The sequence below is a fragment of the Mycobacterium shinjukuense genome (assembly GCF_010730055.1).
GTDB lineage: Bacteria > Actinomycetota > Actinomycetes > Mycobacteriales > Mycobacteriaceae > Mycobacterium > Mycobacterium shinjukuense.
The window spans coordinates 543,673-560,610 of record NZ_AP022575.1 but is presented as its reverse complement, the minus strand read 5'-3'; the positions used below and the strand labels follow the sequence as shown (position 1 = coordinate 560,610).

The window sequence follows — 16,938 nt, the reverse complement described above, 5'->3', positions numbered from 1 at the left end:
ACACGCCGGGCGATGCCGCCGTGGTTGCACGCTCGGCGGGTATGGCCGGCAGGCGGGCGGCAATGGTAGGCCGTCAAACTTTCATCGATGAAAACGGCCGTTTTCCCCCACGTGACCTGCGACATAGTTAGTCTCGTTTTTCCATGACACATGTCAACTACCTGCGCTGCTGCAGTGGTTCGGTCGAAGGGGGAAATGGCCATGACGTTCTTTCTCGTGCAGCCAGACGTGGTGGCGTCGGCGGCGGGCAACCTGGTCCGGATCCGCTCGGCACTGAACGAGGCCGCTGCCGCCGCATCGACCCCCACGACCGGGCTGGCGGCGGCCGCCGCCGATGAGGTGTCGGCCGCGATCTCACGCCTGTTCGGCGCGTACGGCCAGGAATTTCAGGTGCTCAACGCCCAGGCGACGGCATTTCATGCCGAGTTCGTGCGCTTGTTGAACGGCGGCGCGGCCGCCTATGCGGCCGCCGAGGCCGCCAACGCGTCGCCGATGCAGGCGCTGCTCGACGCGGTGAATGCGCCCACCCAGACGCTGCTGGGGCGCCCGCTGATCGGCGACGGCGCCGATGGAGCGGCGGGGGTCGGGTCCGGGGCCGGCGGCAACGGGGGACCCGGTGGTTTGTTGTACGGCAATGGCGGCAACGGCGGGGTCGGCGGGCCCGACGGCGGGGCCGGCGGTAACGGCGGAGCCGCCGGATTGATCGGCAACGGCGGGGCCGGCGGCGCCGGCGGCACAAACGGCGCCGGAATCGGCGGGGCCGGCGGGATCGGCGGTGCCGGCGGACTGCTGTACGGCAATGGCGGAGCCGGCGGTGCCGGCGGCGTCGGCTCAACGGGTGTCGGCGCCGGCGGTGCCGGCGGTAACGCCCTGTTCTTCGGCAACGGCGGCAACGGCGGGAGCGGGCCTTCCGGCGGCTCCGCCGGCCACGCCGGGCTGGTTTACGGCAACGGGGGCAATGCGGGAGCAGGCTCCGGGCTGGCCGGCGCGGACGGCGGATTGATCGGCAACGGCGGTGCCGGTGGTTCCAGCGACTCGAAGGCTGGCGGTGCCGGTGGGAATGCCCTCTTCGGCAACGGTGGAGACGGCGGATCGAGCACCGCCGGTGCCGGCGGCAGCGGCGGGAACACCCTGGTCGGCAACGGCGGCGCCGGCGGTGCCGGCGGTGCCAACAGTCTTACCGGGACCGGCGAGTCCGGCGGTGCCGGTGGCAACGTCGGGCTGTGGGGCTTCGGCGGGGCCGGCGGGGCCGGCGGCAACGGCGCGTCACTGCTGGGCGTCGGCCAGAACGGCGGGGCCGGCGGCGCCGGCGGCAACGCCGGGCTGCTGTACGGCAACGGCGGGGCCGGCGGGACCGGCGGCAACGGAGGGGACACGTCAGTATCCGTAGTTGCCTCCGGTAGTGGCGGTAACGGGGGTGCCGGCGGCAATGCCAGCCTGTTCGGCAACGGCGGGGCCGGTGGAGCCGGTGGTAATGGTGGGGCAAATACCGCCACCTTCTTCGCCGGTGGCACCGGCGCCGGCGGCGCTGGCGGCCACGGTGGTGTCGCCGGGCTGCTCAACGGCAACGGCGGAGACGGCGGCAACGGTGGCACCGGCGGGACCACCGCTGCTACCGGCATCGCGGGCGGTACCGGCGGGGCCGGTGGAAACGCCGGCAACGGCTTCATCTTCGGTAACGGCGGCTCCGGTGGGGACGGTGGCGCCGGTGGGGCTCACACCGGCAAGGGTGATGGCGGTCTCGGCGGGGCCAGCGGCAACGGCGGCAACGGCGGACTGCTGTACGGAAACGGCGGAAACGGCGGGGTCGGTGGCGCCGGTGGCGCCGGCAGCGGTGCCACCGGTGCTGGGGGGGACGGTACCGACGGTGGTAGTGGGGGTAATGCCAGCTTGATCGGTAACGGTGGTAACGGTGGAGCCGGCGGCGCCGCCGGCCCCGGCACTCCGCCCGGCGCCGGCGGGAAGGGCGGTATGGCGGGCGCCGGCGGGTTGTTGTTCGGCCAGAGTGGAACTCCCGGTCTGCCCGGCGCGGCCGCGCTGGCCTTCCCCAGCCTGAGCGGCAGCGTTCCCATCCTCGGGCCGTATGAAAACCTCATCAACAACACGGTCACCAACCTGCAGAGCATCGGCACCAACTGGCTTGCTGACCCGGCGCCTTTCCTGCAACAGTTCCTCGCCAACCAGTTCGGCTACGGGCAGCTGACTTTGACCGCGCTCACGGATGCCACCAGGGACTTCGCTATCGGGTTGGCTGGCATACCGCCGAGCCTGCAAGCGGCCCTCCAAGCCCTGGCAGCGGGCGACGTCAGCGGGGCGGTGAGCGATGTAGCGGGGGCCGCGATAAGGCTGTTCGTCAGCGGCCTTGACGCAACCGACTTGTCCAACATTCAGCTGCTCGGTCCCGTTGGCGACCTGCTACCCATCTTGAGCATCCCCGGATCCGTGGCGCAGAACGCCACCAACGTGCTCATGACGCTCACGGACACAAACATCGCGTTTGATATTCCAACCTTGTCGATGACCTTTGGGTTGCCGCTGGTGATGGCCCTTAATGCCTTGGGTGCGCCCATCACCACGGCGATTGCGCTGGCAGATAGCACGACCGCAGTCATCAGCGCCGTGCAGGCCGGAAACGTGGAGGCGGCCTTAGCCGCGATGGTTGGTGCTCCCGCCAACATCGCCAACGGCTTCCTCAATGGCGAGGCCACGCTGCCGCTGCCGCTGCCGCCGTCCCTGGCGCCGATTCCGGGAGTGACGTCGCTGACGGCCAATGTTCCGATCGGAGGCATTCTCTCGCCCCTGCGGGCCTTTACGGCCACGGCAGTGGTCGGTGGTACGCCGATTACGCTTCCACTCGGCGGTACGCCCGCCGGTGGCATCGTTCCCGCCCTGCTGAACTACGCGCCCGCAGAGCTCGCCAAGGCAATCGGCGCCTAGTCATTCGCCTAGGCGCCGCGTGGCCGGCGCTCGATGCGGCATCGCGCCGACCGCCTGAGCGGGACCATCTGGATCGCCTGTAATGCGTCGTGCCACATAGCTATTGCAGCAGTCAGACACCGGCCAGGCCCGGATCCCCCGACAGCCGGAACGCCGCGCGCATCTCGGCGACCGCAGCCGCATCGCCGTCGAACTTCACCCGCCGCAACGCGGCCTTGCGCTCGGCGGCGGTCTCGGCCAGCCGGGCGGCGAGGAGATCCGCGGCGGGCGCGGTCACCGTCACGTCGGGCGAGCCGTGCGCGGCGGTCAGGCCGCCGTCGCGCACCGCGAATTCGAAGCGGCGGCCGTCGATGTCGACACGGTACGACGCGTTGAGCCGCGCGCCGCGATCGAACGCCAGCAAGACGCCGGCGAGGAAGCCGTTCAGCGGCGTCATCGCGGTCTCGTCGGGGTCGACCAGGTCCAACCCAAACGCGGCGATCGCCTGGATGACCGGCGGAACCTTGCGCCAGCCGGTCGCACTGAGGGTGTACACGGTGCGTGCGATCGGCGGCGGCAGCTCGGTGCGGTCGACGAGCCCGGCGTCTTCCAGCTCACGCAGCCGGTCGGCCAGCAGGTTGGTGGCGATCCCCGGCAGCGCCGCGCGCAGGTCGGCGTAGCGGCGGGCACCGCCGAGCAACTCACGCAGGATCAGCAACGTCCACCGCTCCCCGAGCACGTCGAGCCCACGTGCGATCGGGCAGTTCTGCTGGTAGTTCCTCCGGGCCGGCACACCAGAAACTATACCATAAAGACACGAATCAGGAATATCTACTTGATATTCTTGTCTGTAAGATTTATGTTTCTATCCATGCGCACACCAGTCGTCAAGGGCCACCCGATCGCCGCGCTTGTCGTCATCAGCCTCAGCGTCTTTGTCATCAGCGTCGACGCCACCATCGTCAACGTGGCGCTGCCGACGTTGTCTCGCGAGCTCAACGCCGACACCGCCCAGCTGCAGTGGATCGTCGACGCATACACCCTCGTCATGTCCGGTCTGCTGCTATCGGCCGGCAGTCTGAGCGACCGATACGGCCGCCGCGGCTGGCTCAGCGGCGGTCTCGCCCTGTTCGCGATCACATCTGCCGTTGCGGCGCAACTGAACTCGGCGAACGCGCTGATCGCCGGGCGCGCCGCGATGGGGGTCGGCGCCGCCGTGATCTTCCCGACCACGCTGGGCCTGATCACCAACATCTTCACCGACCCGGTCAACCGGGCCAAGGCGATCGGCGTGTGGGCCGGCATGGTCGGCGTCGGTGTGGCCGCCGGGCCGATGGCCGGCGGCTGGCTGCTCGAGCACTACCGGTGGGGCTCGATCTTCCTGGTCAACGTCCCCGTTGCCGCGGTGGCGATCATCGGCGGCGTCCTGGTCGTGCCTACCTCGCGCGACCCGGCCGCCCCACCCGTCGACGTGCCCGGGTTGCTGCTGTCCGCGATCGGGGTGACCGCGGTGGTGCACACGGTCATCGAGGCCCCGAACTGGGGCTGGACCAGTACCCGGACCGCGGCGGGCTTTGCCGCCGGCGCCGTCGTGCTCACCGGGTTCGCGCTGTGGGAACGGCGCGTTAACCACCCGATGCTGCACGTGTCGGTGTTCGCCAACCGTCGCTTCTCCGGCGGCAGCTTGGCCGTCACCGCGGGCTTTTTGACGCTGTTCGGCTTCATCTTCGTCATCACCCAGTACTTCCAATTCATCAAGGCTTACAGCGCATTCGAGACCGGCGTGCGGCTGCTACCGGTGGCCGCAGCGATCGCCGTCGGCAGCGTCCTGGGACCCCGGCTAGTCGAGAAGATTGGCAGCACAACGGTGGTCGCGGGCGGGCTGGCCATCTTCGCGATGGGCCTGAGCTGGGCGTCCACCGCCGACGCCGGAACCCCATATCTGCAGATCGCGATGCAGATGCTGCTCCTCGGCGGCGGTCTAGGGTTCACGTTTTCACCGGCTACCGAGGCGATCATGGGCTCGCTCGGCGCCGACCAGGCCGGCGTCGGCTCCGCCGTCAACGACACCACCCGAGAACTGGGCGGTGCCCTCGGCGTCGCGATCGTGGGCAGCGTCTTCGCTTCGGTGTATGCCGCGCGGCTCGCCTCGAGCCCGGTGATCTCGGCATTGCCGGCCCAATCGCGATCCACGATGCAGGGCTCCATGGCCGCGGCCGAACAGGTGATCAAGCAGCTGCCCACCGGCCTGGCCGCTACCGTTCGCAGCACCGTCACCGCCGCATTCCTGGACGGTCTGCAGGTCGGATCGCTGGTCTGCGCCGGCCTCGCGCTGGGCGCGGCCGCCGTCGTCGCGGTGCTGCTTCCCCCGCGGGCACGCCAAACGGCAACCGTCACAAGCGTCGACAAACCAGAGGAGGTCCGCGCATCAGCTACACCCAATCGTGGAGCAGCGGCCACGAAAGGTCGAATTCTTCACCCGAGAGGATGGGTCGCGCCTGCGCTACCACGCCGCGGGCACCGGCCCGGCGTTGGTGCTGACGCACACCGTGCCGGGACGTGCATGCCCCGGCGCCCGGCGTCGTCGATTTCACCGGCAAGCTCGTGTAGCAACGCGCGGACCACCCGATCGGGTGTCGCCCCCATCCGGCGACGGTTGTATCCCTGAGCGGCAGCGCACGCACCGTCGTCGCTGGCCACTGCACCCCCGCACCGGCCGCGGCTCGGCCCGGCGCGCGACACCGCTGCCGCTACCCCCGGCCCGCGGTGCATGCTTATTCGGTGACCGCAACCAGCCTGCTGAGCCGCCGCCGCGCCGTAGGGGATTACCTGCAGGGCGCGGTCTGGGTGCTGCCGACACTTGGCGTCGCCATCGGCCTGGGATCGGGGGCACTGCTGTCGGTGATCCCCGTGAGATCCGGCTCGCTCGTCGACAAGGTGATGTTTCAGGGCACCGCGGGCGACGCCCGCGGGGTGCTGATCGTGGTGTCGGCGACGATGATCACCACGATCGGCATCGTGTTCTCGCTGACCGTGCTGTCCCTACAAATCGCCTCGACCCAGTTCTCGGTGCGGTTGTTGCGGACGTTCCTGCGCGATGTGCCCAACCAGGTGGTGCTGGCGATCTTCGCCTGCACCTTCGCGTACAGCACCGGTGGGCTACACACCGTCGGCGAACACGTTGGCGGAGGCACGTTCGTTCCCAAGGTCGCGGTCAGCGGGTCGCTTGCGCTGGCGTTCGTCAGCATCGGGGCGCTGATCTACTTCCTGCACCACCTCATGCACTCGATCCAGCTCGACACGATCATGGAGAAGGTGCGCCAGCGCACCCTGGGGCTGATCGACGAGCTGTATCCGGAACCCGATGCGCCGGACCGGCCGGCAGACCGGCCGCCCAACCCGCCGGCCGAGGCGGTGCCGTTGGTGGCACCGCAATCGGGCTATCTACAAACCGTCGACGTCGACGACATCGCCGAGCTGGCGGCGGTGGGTGGGCACACGGTGCAGCTGGTCACCTTCGTCGGCGACTACGTCACCTCCGGGGGCTTGCTCGGCTGGTGCTGGCGCCGGGGCGCCCCACCGAGCGCACCGGGCGCCGACGTTGCCCAGCGCTACCTGCGGCATGTGCACATCGGCTACGAGCGCACCCTGCAACAGGACGTCCGGTTCGGGTTGCGGCAGCTGGTCGACGTCGCCCTACGGGCGCTCTCGCCGGCGCTCAACGATCCGTACACGGCAATCCAAGTCGTGCACCATCTTTCGGCCGTCGAGTCGGTGCTGGCCGCACGGGCGCTGCCCGACGAGGTGCGCCGCAACGGTGCCGGGGAACCCCTCGTCTGGATTCCGCACCCCGGCTTTGCCACCTACCTGCACGTCGGTTGTGCGCAGATTCGCCGCTACGGAACTCGGGAACCGCTGGTGTTGACCGCGCTGCTGCAGCTGCTGAGCGCGGTTGCCCAAAACTGCGTCGACCCGTCGCGGCGCGCGGCCGTGCGAACCCAGATCGCCCTGGTGGTCCAGGCCGCACAGCGTGAACTCGCCGACGAATCCGACCGGGCGACGGTGATCGGTGCCGCCGCACGGGCCCGCGAGGTCGTTGAGCGGCCCGGGACTTTGGCGCCACCGGCATCCGCGTTCGGTCAGCTGGCCGCCGCGAAGGCGGCGGCTGCGACGATCGCGGCCGCCGACGGCGCCGTGGGCTGACGTCGCGGGCGGGCGCCGAACGGTTCCGCCGTGCCCGGCGCGTACGCGTCGACGGTTTCATCCGTCGAGATCGCCGCATCGCGATCGCCGCATCGAGCAATCCCGGGCGCGGACTTCATCGCGCTCATCGCCCGCGCAGCAGCAACAGTCCGTAGGCGGCGATCGACTGCGCGTCGGCGATCACCCCCGAGCGGATCATCCGCTCGACGTCGTCGCGTGAGAACCAGTCACTGTGCATGTCCTGCTCCTCGTGCTCGCGATCGGCTGCTCCCTCGACGATTCCGGTGGCCAAAAACACCCATCCGCGCTGACTCGTCATCCCCGGAGCGGTGTCGAGCTGGCCGAGCGGCTCGAACGACGTTGCGCGCAAACCGGTTTCCTCCCGCAGCTCACGCTCGGCCAGCTCGGACGGTGCGACGTCGACCAGGTCCGGGGCGGTGCCCTGCGGAAACTCCCAACGCCGGGCGCCCAGCGGATACCGGAACTGCTCGACCAGCCGGAAACGGTGGCCGTCGTAGGGCATCACCAGCGCGTAGGTCGGCTTGTCCACCACGGCGTAGACACCGGGGCTGCCGTCGGGGCGGCGGATGGCGTCCTCGCGGAGCACCATCCACGGGCTTCGATAGATCTCCCGGGACGCGACACGTTCGATGAATGGCACGCCGCCAGTATCACTGACCGCGGGCGCGGCATCAGGCCGGTGTCTCGGCGGCCTGCTTGATGCGCCGCAGCGTTTCCTCGATGCCCCGGTTCACCTGTCGCCCGCGCGGGATCAACGCCTCGGCCAGCCGGTTGGGCACCGAGCACCAGAGGAACTCGAACGACTCGGTGAGCAGCGTTCCCGCCGGCGACGGCTCCATCGTGTAACGCCAACGCGTTTCCTCACGACCGGCACGATCGTTGACCGTCGTGAAGGCGAACACGCGGCCCCGCTCCGCGGTGTCGATCACCACCGTTCGTGCCCAGCGCAGCCGGCCGAGCCGGTTGTACCCGCGAAACCGCGCGCCCGGCACCGCGGCCGTCGCTCCGTCCAGCCACTCACAGCGATAGCACTCCGGGCTCCACTCGCCCATCCGCGTGACGTCGGTGATCAGGTCGTACACGACGTCGGGCGGTGCGGCGATGTCGATGCTGCCGCGGCCGCGCCGAGCTGTGGGCATGGCAGCAGTATTTCATCTCGGGCAGGTGGTGCAAATCGCCCGCGGTGCCCGATAGTCATAGACGCGAACACACACCACTGCGCGCAGAAACGGATGTGTATGCCCGACGACGCACGACCGGCCCAGGCCATGACCACGACTTCGATTTCTTCCGCGATTTCTTCCGGGCCCAGCGGACATCGGACGGCATCCGAGGGCGCGCATCACATCATCGTCAGCGGTGACGACGCGCTGGCCACCACGATCATCGAGGAGCTGAACAGCGTTGGCGCGAGCATCGTCAAGCTCGCCGGCGACAAACTTCTCGACGACGACCTCGCCGGCGCCAGCGCGGTCATCTGCGCCGGGGATGACGACGCGAAGAATCTCGAAATCGCGCTGCTGGCAAGGAAGGCCAATCCGCATGTGCGGGTGGTGGCGCGGCTGGCCAACGACGTCCTGCGCGAAGCCATGGCCGCCGACAACGGCCCCGGCGCGATCCTCGACGTCGCCGACCTCGCGGCCCCGTCGGTCGTGGAGGCATGTCTGGCGCGCACCGCGCACCCGTTCGAGGCGGCCGGCATCGGCTTCGTCGTGTGGCGCGCCGAGGCACCGCGGGAAGCGACGCTGCGCGAAATCTACGGGGACCTGGCGCCGGTGGCGGTGATCCGCGGCAAAAACTCCGCCACCCCCGGTGAGGTGGTGACGTGTCCCGGACGGGACCTGCGGGTGCACGCCGGCGACTGGACCGCGATGATCGGCACCGCCGACGAGTTGGCCGCCCGCGGCGTCAAGGTCCCCCGACCAGCCCCCACCCGCTCGCGTCGGACCTGGCTGCGCAGGCTGTCCGATGCGGCACGCACGCTGCGCAACGACATCAACCCGATGTTCTACCGGGCGTTGGCCGCCATGCTGATCCTGCTGATCGGGTCGACGGTGGTGTTGCGGTTCTCCTACCGCCGCCCGCCCGGGATGACGTGGCTGGACGCGTTGTACTTCAGCACCGAAACGATCGCGACGGTGGGCTACGGCGACTTCAGCTTCGCCCACCAGCCCACATGGCTGCGCGTGTTCAGCATCATGTTGATGTTCGCCGGGGTGACCACCACCGCGCTGCTGGTGGCGTTCATCGCCGACCTGCTGCTGTCGCGCCGTTTCACCCACTCGGCGGGACGGCTGCGCGTGCGTCATCTGCGCAATCACATCGTCGTCGTCGGGCTCGGCTCGTTCGGCATTCGGGTGATCGGCGATCTGACCGCCGCCGGGTACGACGTCGCGGTGATCGAACGGGACGAGGGCAGCCGCTTCGTGTCCTCGGCGGCCGAACTCGACGTCCCGGTGATCTTCGGGGACGCGACGCTGCGCCAGACGCTGGAATCGGCTTGCGTCGACCATGCCCGCGCGGTGGCGGTGCTGACCCAGGACGACATGGTCAACATCGAGGCCGGCATCGTGCTGCGGGAAATGTTGGGCGCCCGGGTGACCCACCAGGCCAAGCGGCGCACCGTTCCGCTGGTGCTGCGCGTTTACGATCGCGCGCTGGGCAGCGCGGTGGCGCAGCGGTTCGGTTTCGAAAGCGTGCGTTCGACGGTCGAGCTGGCGGCGCCGTGGTTCATCGGCGCCGCGATGGGTCTGCAGGTGCTGGGAACGTTCTCGATCGGGCAACGCTCCTTCATGGTCGGGGAAATGTATGTGGCGGCCGGCAGCGAACTCGACGGGCTGCCCATGCATCAACTGTCCACCGAGACCCGGGTCATCGCGATCACCCGGCCGGACGCGCCGGTTCAGGTGCACCCGCGCCGCGACGCCCGGCTGCTGGCCGGCGACACGGTCTATCTGGTCGGTCCGAACCGCGAGCTGCTGGCGACGCTGCGCAAGGGGCAGCCGCCCCGTGCGACGACGCTTCAGAAGTGAGGGCGAGCGTCCGCGAGATGACGGCCTAACCGGCGTGTCGGTGTACCCACACGCGCGCTCGTCCGACGATCAGACACCGGTCGCGGCGGGCATTTTCCCGATGCCGTCGGGTATTCGATGGAGATCCGCACCCGACCCGACGGCTCTCGCGGCTAAACGGTGCGTTGGGCGCCGTGCCGCTTGCTCTCCTGTTCCCGGTAGTCATCGGCGAGTTGCGCGACGTGCCTGGGCAGGGCGCCGGTGGCCACGTCGGCCAGGGTGGTTTCTTCCAGCACCGACCGCATGCTGGCCCGCAGGGCCCGCCAGACGTCGGTCAGCGCCGCGGTCGGGCCGGAGTACGGCAGGTCACCGAGTCCGATATCGCGGACGCTGGCCAACGGTCCGTCGATGCAGCGCAGCACGTCGGCGATGCTGATCTGGGTTCCCGGGCGGGCTAGTTCGTAGCCGCCCTCGCGGCCGCGGTGGCTGCGCACCAGCCGATCGGTGCGCAGGTTGGTCAGGATGTCGACCAGAAACTGCGGCGGTATGCCCTGCGCCTGCGCCAAATCCTCGGTCTTGACCAGCGTGCCGTCGTCCACCGCGGCGAGCTGGATCATCGCCCGAACCGCGTACTCCGCCTTGGCCGACATCCGCATGCTTCAGGATTGTGCCACTGGCAATGGCACGTCAGCCGGTCACGCTCACCACCGCGTCGGCGTACTCCGGCCGACACACCACCACATCGGGCAGCAGCGGGTCGGGCTGGTTGTACCGCAGCGGGGAACCGTCGATCCGCGAGGTGTGCAAACCGGCCGCGCGCGCCACCGCCACCGGCGCCGCCGAATCCCATTCGTACTGACCGCCGGCGTGCACATACACGTCGGCCGCTCCCCGCACGACCGCCGAGACCTTGGCCCCTGCCGATCCCATCGCTACCAAGGTGCCACCGAGACGTTCGCAAACTTGCAGCGCGATCGCCGGCGGACGGGTGCGCGACACCACGATCCGCGGCGGGTCCGGATTTTTGGCCGGCGCCGCGACATCGGGTGTGGCCAGTGTGACGCCCTGCGCGGGAAGCGCGACCGCTCCGGCGACCAGTTCGCCGGTCTCCCATAGCGCCACGTGTACGGCCCAATCCTGACGATCGGCTTCGGAGAATTCGCGGGTGCCGTCCAGCGGGTCGACGATCCACACCCGCGGCGAGCGCAACCGCACCGGGTTGTCGGCGCCCTCTTCGGACAGCACCGCGTCAGCCGGCCGAAACCGGGCCAGCGCCGCCACCAGGAAGTCATGTGAGCGCTTGTCCCCCACAGCTTTTCGTTCGGACTCGGTGGCTTCCGCTAACTCGTCGCGCACCCCCAGCAGCACGGCGCCGGCCCGGGTAGCCAGCCAGGCGGCCAGCTCGTGATCGTTCACGTTCGCGAGCCGAGAAGGTCGATGATGGCCCGCGCCTGCTCGTCGAGGGTCAGCTGCGGGGTAAGGCGCAGGTCGGGATTTCTCGGCCGTTGGTACGGGCTGTCGATCCCGGTGAAATGAGTGATCTCACCCGCTCGCGCCTTGGCGTAAAGCCCCTTGGGATCCCGCCGTTCGCACTCGGCCAGCGGCGTGTCGCAAAACACCTCGAAAAACTCGAATCCGGCTTCGGCGTGGATTTTACGAGCCAGCTCGCGATGCTCGGCCAACGGGCTGATCGCCGGCACCAGGACGACTTGGCCGGAGTCGGCCAGCAGCGTCGCCACATGCGCCAGCCGGCGCAGGTTCTCCGCCCGGTCGGCCATGGAAAAGCCCAAATCGGCGTTCAGCCCATGCCGTAGATTGTCGCCGTCGAGAACGTAAGCGGGGACACCCTTTTCGAGCAACTTCTGTTCCACCCGCATGGCCACCGACGACTTGCCCGCGCCCGACAGGCCGGTCAACCACACCGTGCTGCCCCGGGCCGCCCGATCTGCGGCGGTGACCAGCGACTTGTGCCGCACCGTGTTCGGGCTCGCCTGGTGTGCCGAGGCGTCGCGCAGCACCATCCCGGCGGCCACCGTGCCGTTGGTGTCGGGGTCGATGAGGATGAACGACCCGGTGCTGGCGTTGCGGGTGTACTCGTCGAGCAGCAGCGGCGTGCGCGTGCGCACTGAGACACGGCCAAGTTCGTTGAGCGTCAACGCCGTTGCGGTCTTGTCGCGATGCAGGGTGTTGACGTCGAGCCGGTAGTCCAGCCCGGTTATCCGCGCGCGGGTGGTCCGGGTGGTGTGCTTGATGAGGTAGTCGCGGCCGGGCTGCAACGCCGACGCATCGGCCATCCAGCACACCGTTGCGTCGAATTCCTGGGTGACCCTCGGCTGGTTGTTGGTGCGCGCGATCATGTCGCCCCGCGAGATGTCGATGTCGTCGGCCAGGCTGAGCGACACGGCCATCGGCGGAAAGGCTTCTGCCACCGAGCCGGTGGGGCCGTCGATCGCGGTGATCCGGGTGGTCTTGCCGATCGGCAGCACGATCACTTCGTCGCCCGGACGCATCACCCCGCTGGCTACCGTGCCGGCGTAGCTGCGGTGGTCGTGATGGTCGAGGGTGTGTGGCCGGATCACGTACTGCACCGGGAACCGCACGTCGACCAGGTTGCGGTCACCGGCGATGTAGACCTCCTCGAGATGAGCCAGCAGCGCCGGCCCCTCATACCACTCTGTCTTCTCCGATTTGGTCACCACGTTGTCGCCGTACAGGGCGGAGATCGGGATGGACGTGACGTCTTGCACGTCCAAGCGGGCCGCGAAGGCATGGAACTCGTCGCGAATGGCCTCGAATTTCTCTTTGTCCCAGCCGATCAGGTCCATCTTATTGACCGCGAGCACCAGGTGGCGGATGCCCAGCAGCGACGCCAGGAAGGCGTGCCGGCGGGACTGCTCGAGCAGACCGTGCCGGGCATCGACCAGCACGATCACCAGGTGCGCGGTGGACGCGCCGGTCACCATGTTGCGGGTGTACTGGATGTGCCCCGGGGTGTCGGCGATGATGAATTTCCGCTTGGGGGTGGCGAAATAGCGGTAGGCGACGTCGATGGTGATGCCCTGTTCGCGCTCGGCGCGCAGACCGTCGGTGACCAGAGCCAGGTTGGTGTATTCATGGCCGCGTTCCTTGGACGTCTGCTCCACCGACGCCCATTGGTCTTCCATCACGGCCTTGGAGTCATAGAGCAGGCGCCCGATCAGGGTGGACTTGCCGTCGTCGACGGAGCCGGCGGTCGCCAGCCGCAGCAGCGTGGTGGGCCCGGCCATCAGAAGTACCCCTGGCGCTTGCGGTCTTCCATCCCGGCCTCCGAAATCCGGTCGTCGGCCCGGGTTGCCCCCCGCTCGGTCAGCCGCGACACCGCGGTCTCGGCGATGACCTCCGCCACGGTGGCCGCCGCCGATTCCACGCATCCCGTACAGGTCACGTCCCCGACGGTGCGGAATCGCACGGTCGCCTCGAACACCGTTTCGTCGGCGCGCGGCTGCATGTGCCGGTGCACCGCCAACAGCATCCCGTCGCGTTGAAAAACCTTGCGCCGGTGCGCGAAATAGATCGACGGCAGCCTGACCTGCTCGGCCCCGATGTAGGACCAGACGTCAAACTCGGTCCAGTTGGACAGCGGGAACACCCGGATGTGCTCGCCCTTGTGATGTCGCCCGTTGTAGAGGTTCCACAGCTCGGGCCGCTGAGCCCTGGGGTCCCACTGCCCGAACTCGTCGCGAAAGCTGAACACCCGCTCCTTGGCGCGCGCCTTCTCCTCATCGCGCCGGGCACCCCCGAACGCCGCGTCAAACCTGTTCTCCCGGATGGCCCGCAGCAATGTCACCGTCTGTAGCGGGTTTCGCGACGGGATCGTCTCGACCACCCGGCCGGCGTCGATATCGTCCTGCACCGACGCCACCAGCAGGCGCACCCCGGCGGCCGCGACCAGCTCGTCGCGGGTGGCGATGACCTCGTCGAAGTTGTGGCCGGTGTCCACGTGCATCACCGGGAAGGGCAGCCGACCGGGACGGAACGCCTTGAGCGCCAGGTGCAGCATCACGATGGAGTCCTTGCCGCCGGAGAACAGCAGCACCGGCCGCTCGAATTCGGCGGCCACCTCCCGGATGATGTGGATCGCCTCGGCCTCCAGCGAGCGCAGATGACTCAGCTCGTACTGCCCGGCCGCGGGGCCTGCCGTGACGGTCATGCGGTCCTCCCCTATTCCTGATAAATCTGGTTGGCTTGACCAAATTTACGGTCATTGTTCACCATGCAACCAGCCTCCCCCGCCGCTGTCAATGAGGGCGAGCAGACGCAAAAGCCCCTATTTCGCGATCGAAATAGGGGCTTTTGCGTCTGCTCGCCGTTAGGGCGTCACCTCGTTGAGCTTGCCGGTCGCAACGTCGAAGACGAACCCGCGCAGCGACACATGCTTGGTGACGAACGGACTGTTTTCGATGCGCCGCAACGACTGCCGGACATCTTCGGCGGGATCGGGGAAAGCCTCGGCCGCCCACGGCGGTTTGACCCCGGTCTCTTCCTGGATGGCGCGCTTGAAGTCGTCGTCGGTGAAGGTGAGCATCCCGCAATCGGTGTGGTGAATCAGGATGATCTCCCGGGTCCCCAGCAACCGCTGGCTGATGGCCAACGAGCGGATGGCGTCGTCGGTGACGACCCCGCCGGCGTTGCGGATGACGTGGGCCTCGCCTTCGTTGATACCGAGCATGCGGTAGACGTCGAGCCGGGCATCCATGCAGGCGACGATCGCCACGTGTTTGCTGGGCGGCATCGGTAGCGGCCCCGTGAAGGTGCTCGCGTACTTGGCGTTGTTGGCCAGGTAATCGTCGGTGACCGTCACACAAGTCTCCTCGGGCAACGCGGAGTGGACTTTGCTACCTAGATCGATGCCGCGGTGCATATTAACAACCGACGACCCGGATGTCACCGGTGAGAATCAGGCCGATCGGAATGACCACACCGTCGGCAACCGGGCGATCCCCGCCATCCACCCCGGGCACCTGGTACGCCGCAGGATGCAACTCATGGGTCGCTTGGCCAGCGACGTCACCAGCCGCGCTGCCCGCGTGCCAAAGGTGCCAGGACCCGGCCCGCCGGCATGCGCGACGGGACTTGGGTGATCCGTTCTACGCGCTGGCGCCGCCGCCGCCACCCCCGCCGCGTCCGCCCACCGGACCGCCGTCTCCCAGAGCCCTGCCGTCTCCAGGGAGCAGAGGCGGACCTTCACCGGCTTCACCCACCTCACCAAGTTTTAGGACCACCGGCTTAGGCCCGAGGACCTTCAGGGCCTCGACAAACCCAATGGGGTCGCGGGACTGCGCGGCCTGCGCGACCCGAGCTACCGCCGAGCCCACGTGGTCCGCATCGGGCGCACCGGCCGCGCCGTACAGATTGCCGCCGGCACCCCCGCCGCCGCCTACACCACCGGTTGCGGGTTGTGCACCGGAAAGGGTGCTGGTGCCGGCATTCCCGCCGTTCCCGCCGTCACCGCCATCACCGGCGCTGTGCTGCAGAAAGGCGGTCAGGACGTTGCCCAATCCGCCGTTACCGGGGGCGATCCCGCCCGCACCGCCGCCGCCACCGTTGCCGCCGTCGCCACCGCCGCCATTGCGCCCCACGCTCCCGGTCACCGGATCCACCTGTGCGTCTCCACCGACCCCGCCGTCGCCGCCGTCGCCGCCATCCCCGCCGGGGCCGATGAGCCCGGTGTCCCCGCCAACCCCTCCGTTGCCGCCGCGACCACCACCGCCGCCATCAACGCCACTACCACCGCGGCCGCCGACCCCGCCCATGCCGCCGTCCCCGCCAGCACCGATCAACCCGCCCCGGCCACCATCACCGCCGTCGCCGCCGTCTCCACCGGTACCCGCGCCAGTGCCCAAGACACCGGCTCCTCCAACTCCGCCGTTCCCGCCGTTCCCGCCGGTCCCACCGTGTCCGTACAGCCAGGCATTGCCGCCGGCCCCGCCGGCCCCACCTTTGTGGCCCGGTCCTGGTGCAAAGTTGACGTCAACAAGTGGACCTGACCCGCCAGCCCCACCACCTCCGCCATTGCCGATGAGGCCAGCGTCACCGCCGCGACCGCCCGCCGCGAAAGGTCCACCCGCCCCGCCGTCGCCGCCGTTGCCGAACAGCCACGCCCGACCGCCGGCCCCGCCGACCCCGCCAACGCTGGCCTCCGCTGAGGCAAGAAGCCCGCCGCCGGCCCCGCCGTGTCCGCCGCTGCCGATCAACCCGGCGTTACCGCCGCGGCCGCCGTCCTGACCAGCCGCACCGGCCGCACCATTGCCGCCGTTACCCCACAACCACCCGCCGTCACTGCCGGCCTGACCGGGAGCCGTCCCATCAGCGCCGTTGCCAATCAGCGGGCGACCCGTCAGCAGCTGCGACGGCGTGTTGACCGCATTGAGAACGTGCTGTTCGACCGTCCCGACGACGTTGGCCGCCTCGGTGTTGGCATACGCACCCACGCTGGCCTGCAGATTGCGTACGAATTGGTCGTGGAACAGCGCCGCCTGAGCGCTGATCGCTTGATACTCCTGAGCATGCGCCATGAACAACGCCGAAACCGCTGCCGACACCTCATCGGCACCCGCAGCCGCCACGGCCGTGGTCGGGAACGCGGCCGCCGCATTGGCCTGGACGATCACCGAGCCGACGCTCGACAATTCCGCCGCCGCCGCCTGGACGAACTCGGGTGCCACGAACACGAATGACATCGGTATCCTCCACTGCGTCCTCGTGGGCCGACCGGACGACCTCGGCGGCGCCAAATGACCTTGTGCAA

Annotated in this window: 12 protein-coding genes and 1 pseudogene; 4 read left to right on the top strand and 9 right to left on the bottom strand. The window is 69.0% G+C overall.

The genetic code is table 11. The annotated features are described in order from the left end of the window. The first annotated feature begins 201 nt into the window (after positions 1 to 201). Positions 202 to 2,937 (top strand): PE family protein, encoded by a 2,736-nt coding sequence (locus G6N20_RS02515; RefSeq protein ID WP_083047807.1) that lies wholly within the window; start codon positions 202 to 204, stop codon positions 2,935 to 2,937. A gap of 112 nt (positions 2,938 to 3,049) precedes the next feature. Here the strand turns inward: G6N20_RS02515 and G6N20_RS02510 are convergent, their stop codons facing one another. Continuing rightward, positions 3,050 to 3,709, bottom strand: a complete 660-nt coding sequence (locus G6N20_RS02510; RefSeq protein ID WP_083047775.1) for a winged helix-turn-helix transcriptional regulator — start codon at positions 3,707 to 3,709, stop codon at positions 3,050 to 3,052. A 78-nt stretch (positions 3,710 to 3,787) separates the two neighbouring features. On the opposite strand from G6N20_RS02510, the gene G6N20_RS02505 reads away from it, so the two are divergent. Beyond that, positions 3,788 to 5,584 carry an MFS transporter gene (locus tag G6N20_RS02505; RefSeq protein WP_232065488.1) on the top strand — a complete coding sequence of 599 codons (1,797 nt, stop codon included), beginning with the start codon at positions 3,788 to 3,790 and terminating at the stop codon, positions 5,582 to 5,584. A gap of 98 nt (positions 5,585 to 5,682) precedes the next feature. Beyond that, the gene (locus tag G6N20_RS02500) at positions 5,683 to 7,119 is read left to right on the top strand and encodes a DUF2254 domain-containing protein (RefSeq protein ID WP_083047777.1); all 1,437 of its coding nucleotides are present in this window, start codon (positions 5,683 to 5,685) and stop codon (positions 7,117 to 7,119) included. 124 nt (positions 7,120 to 7,243) lie between these two features. Here the strand turns inward: G6N20_RS02500 and G6N20_RS02495 are convergent, their stop codons facing one another. Together G6N20_RS02495 and G6N20_RS02490 are read right to left on the bottom strand one after the other, a co-directional pair. Further along, positions 7,244 to 7,780 carry an NUDIX domain-containing protein gene (locus G6N20_RS02495; protein WP_083047781.1) on the bottom strand — a complete coding sequence of 179 codons (537 nt, stop codon included), beginning with the start codon at positions 7,778 to 7,780 and terminating at the stop codon, positions 7,244 to 7,246. A gap of 31 nt (positions 7,781 to 7,811) precedes the next feature. Beyond that, positions 7,812 to 8,279 carry an SRPBCC family protein gene (locus G6N20_RS02490; protein WP_083047784.1) on the bottom strand — a complete coding sequence of 156 codons (468 nt, stop codon included), beginning with the start codon at positions 8,277 to 8,279 and terminating at the stop codon, positions 7,812 to 7,814. A gap of 99 nt (positions 8,280 to 8,378) precedes the next feature. Here G6N20_RS02490 and G6N20_RS02485 point away from each other — a divergent pair, with 99 nt between their 5' ends. After that, complete coding sequence (locus G6N20_RS02485; RefSeq protein ID WP_232065417.1) at positions 8,379 to 10,172, top strand: NAD-binding protein; 1,794 nt, start codon at positions 8,379 to 8,381, stop codon at positions 10,170 to 10,172. A 152-nt stretch (positions 10,173 to 10,324) separates the two neighbouring features. On the opposite strand, the gene G6N20_RS02480 is transcribed toward G6N20_RS02485, so the two are convergent. The 6 genes and pseudogenes from G6N20_RS02480 to G6N20_RS21895 all read right to left on the bottom strand — a co-directional run bounded on the left by G6N20_RS02480 (position 10,325) and on the right by G6N20_RS21895 (position 16,870). Continuing rightward, positions 10,325 to 10,807: an Rrf2 family transcriptional regulator gene (locus G6N20_RS02480; protein WP_083047788.1), complete on the bottom strand. Its 483-nt coding sequence runs from the start codon at positions 10,805 to 10,807 to the stop codon at positions 10,325 to 10,327. 31 nt (positions 10,808 to 10,838) lie between these two features. Further along, entirely contained in the window at positions 10,839 to 11,567 is a 729-nt protein-coding gene (locus G6N20_RS02475) for a 3'(2'),5'-bisphosphate nucleotidase CysQ (RefSeq protein WP_083047790.1), read from the bottom strand. After that, positions 11,564 to 13,417 carry an adenylyl-sulfate kinase gene (gene cysC / locus G6N20_RS02470; protein WP_083047792.1) on the bottom strand — a complete coding sequence of 618 codons (1,854 nt, stop codon included), beginning with the start codon at positions 13,415 to 13,417 and terminating at the stop codon, positions 11,564 to 11,566. The genes G6N20_RS02475 and cysC overlap by 4 nt, the downstream gene beginning before the upstream one ends. Further along, positions 13,417 to 14,395, bottom strand: a pseudogene (gene cysD / locus G6N20_RS02465) (sulfate adenylyltransferase subunit CysD). The gene cysC and the pseudogene cysD overlap by 1 nt, the downstream one beginning before the upstream one ends. A 104-nt stretch (positions 14,396 to 14,499) precedes the next feature. After that, positions 14,500 to 14,991: a beta-class carbonic anhydrase gene (locus G6N20_RS02460; RefSeq protein ID WP_083047809.1), complete on the bottom strand. Its 492-nt coding sequence runs from the start codon at positions 14,989 to 14,991 to the stop codon at positions 14,500 to 14,502. Positions 14,992 to 15,277: 286 nt separating this feature from the next. Beyond that, positions 15,278 to 16,870, bottom strand: coding sequence for a PE family protein (locus G6N20_RS21895; RefSeq protein WP_083047795.1), 1,593 nt, complete (start codon positions 16,868 to 16,870; stop codon positions 15,278 to 15,280). Between the last annotated feature and the right edge of the window lie 68 nt (positions 16,871 to 16,938).

Coding starts and splice junctions, on each gene's coding strand:
- G6N20_RS02515 (WP_083047807.1), top strand. CDS start 202: ATGACGTTCTTTCTCGTGCAGCCAGACGTGGTGGCGTCGGCGGCGGGC.
- G6N20_RS02505 (WP_232065488.1), top strand. CDS start 3,788: ATGCGCACACCAGTCGTCAAGGGCCACCCGATCGCCGCGCTTGTCGTC.
- G6N20_RS02490 (WP_083047784.1), bottom strand. CDS start 8,279: ATGCCCACAGCTCGGCGCGGCCGCGGCAGCATCGACATCGCCGCACCG.
- G6N20_RS02485 (WP_232065417.1), top strand. CDS start 8,379: ATGCCCGACGACGCACGACCGGCCCAGGCCATGACCACGACTTCGATT.
- G6N20_RS02480 (WP_083047788.1), bottom strand. CDS start 10,807: ATGCGGATGTCGGCCAAGGCGGAGTACGCGGTTCGGGCGATGATCCAG.
- cysC (WP_083047792.1), bottom strand. CDS start 13,417: ATGGCCGGGCCCACCACGCTGCTGCGGCTGGCGACCGCCGGCTCCGTC.
- G6N20_RS21895 (WP_083047795.1), bottom strand. CDS start 16,870: ATGTCATTCGTGTTCGTGGCACCCGAGTTCGTCCAGGCGGCGGCGGCG.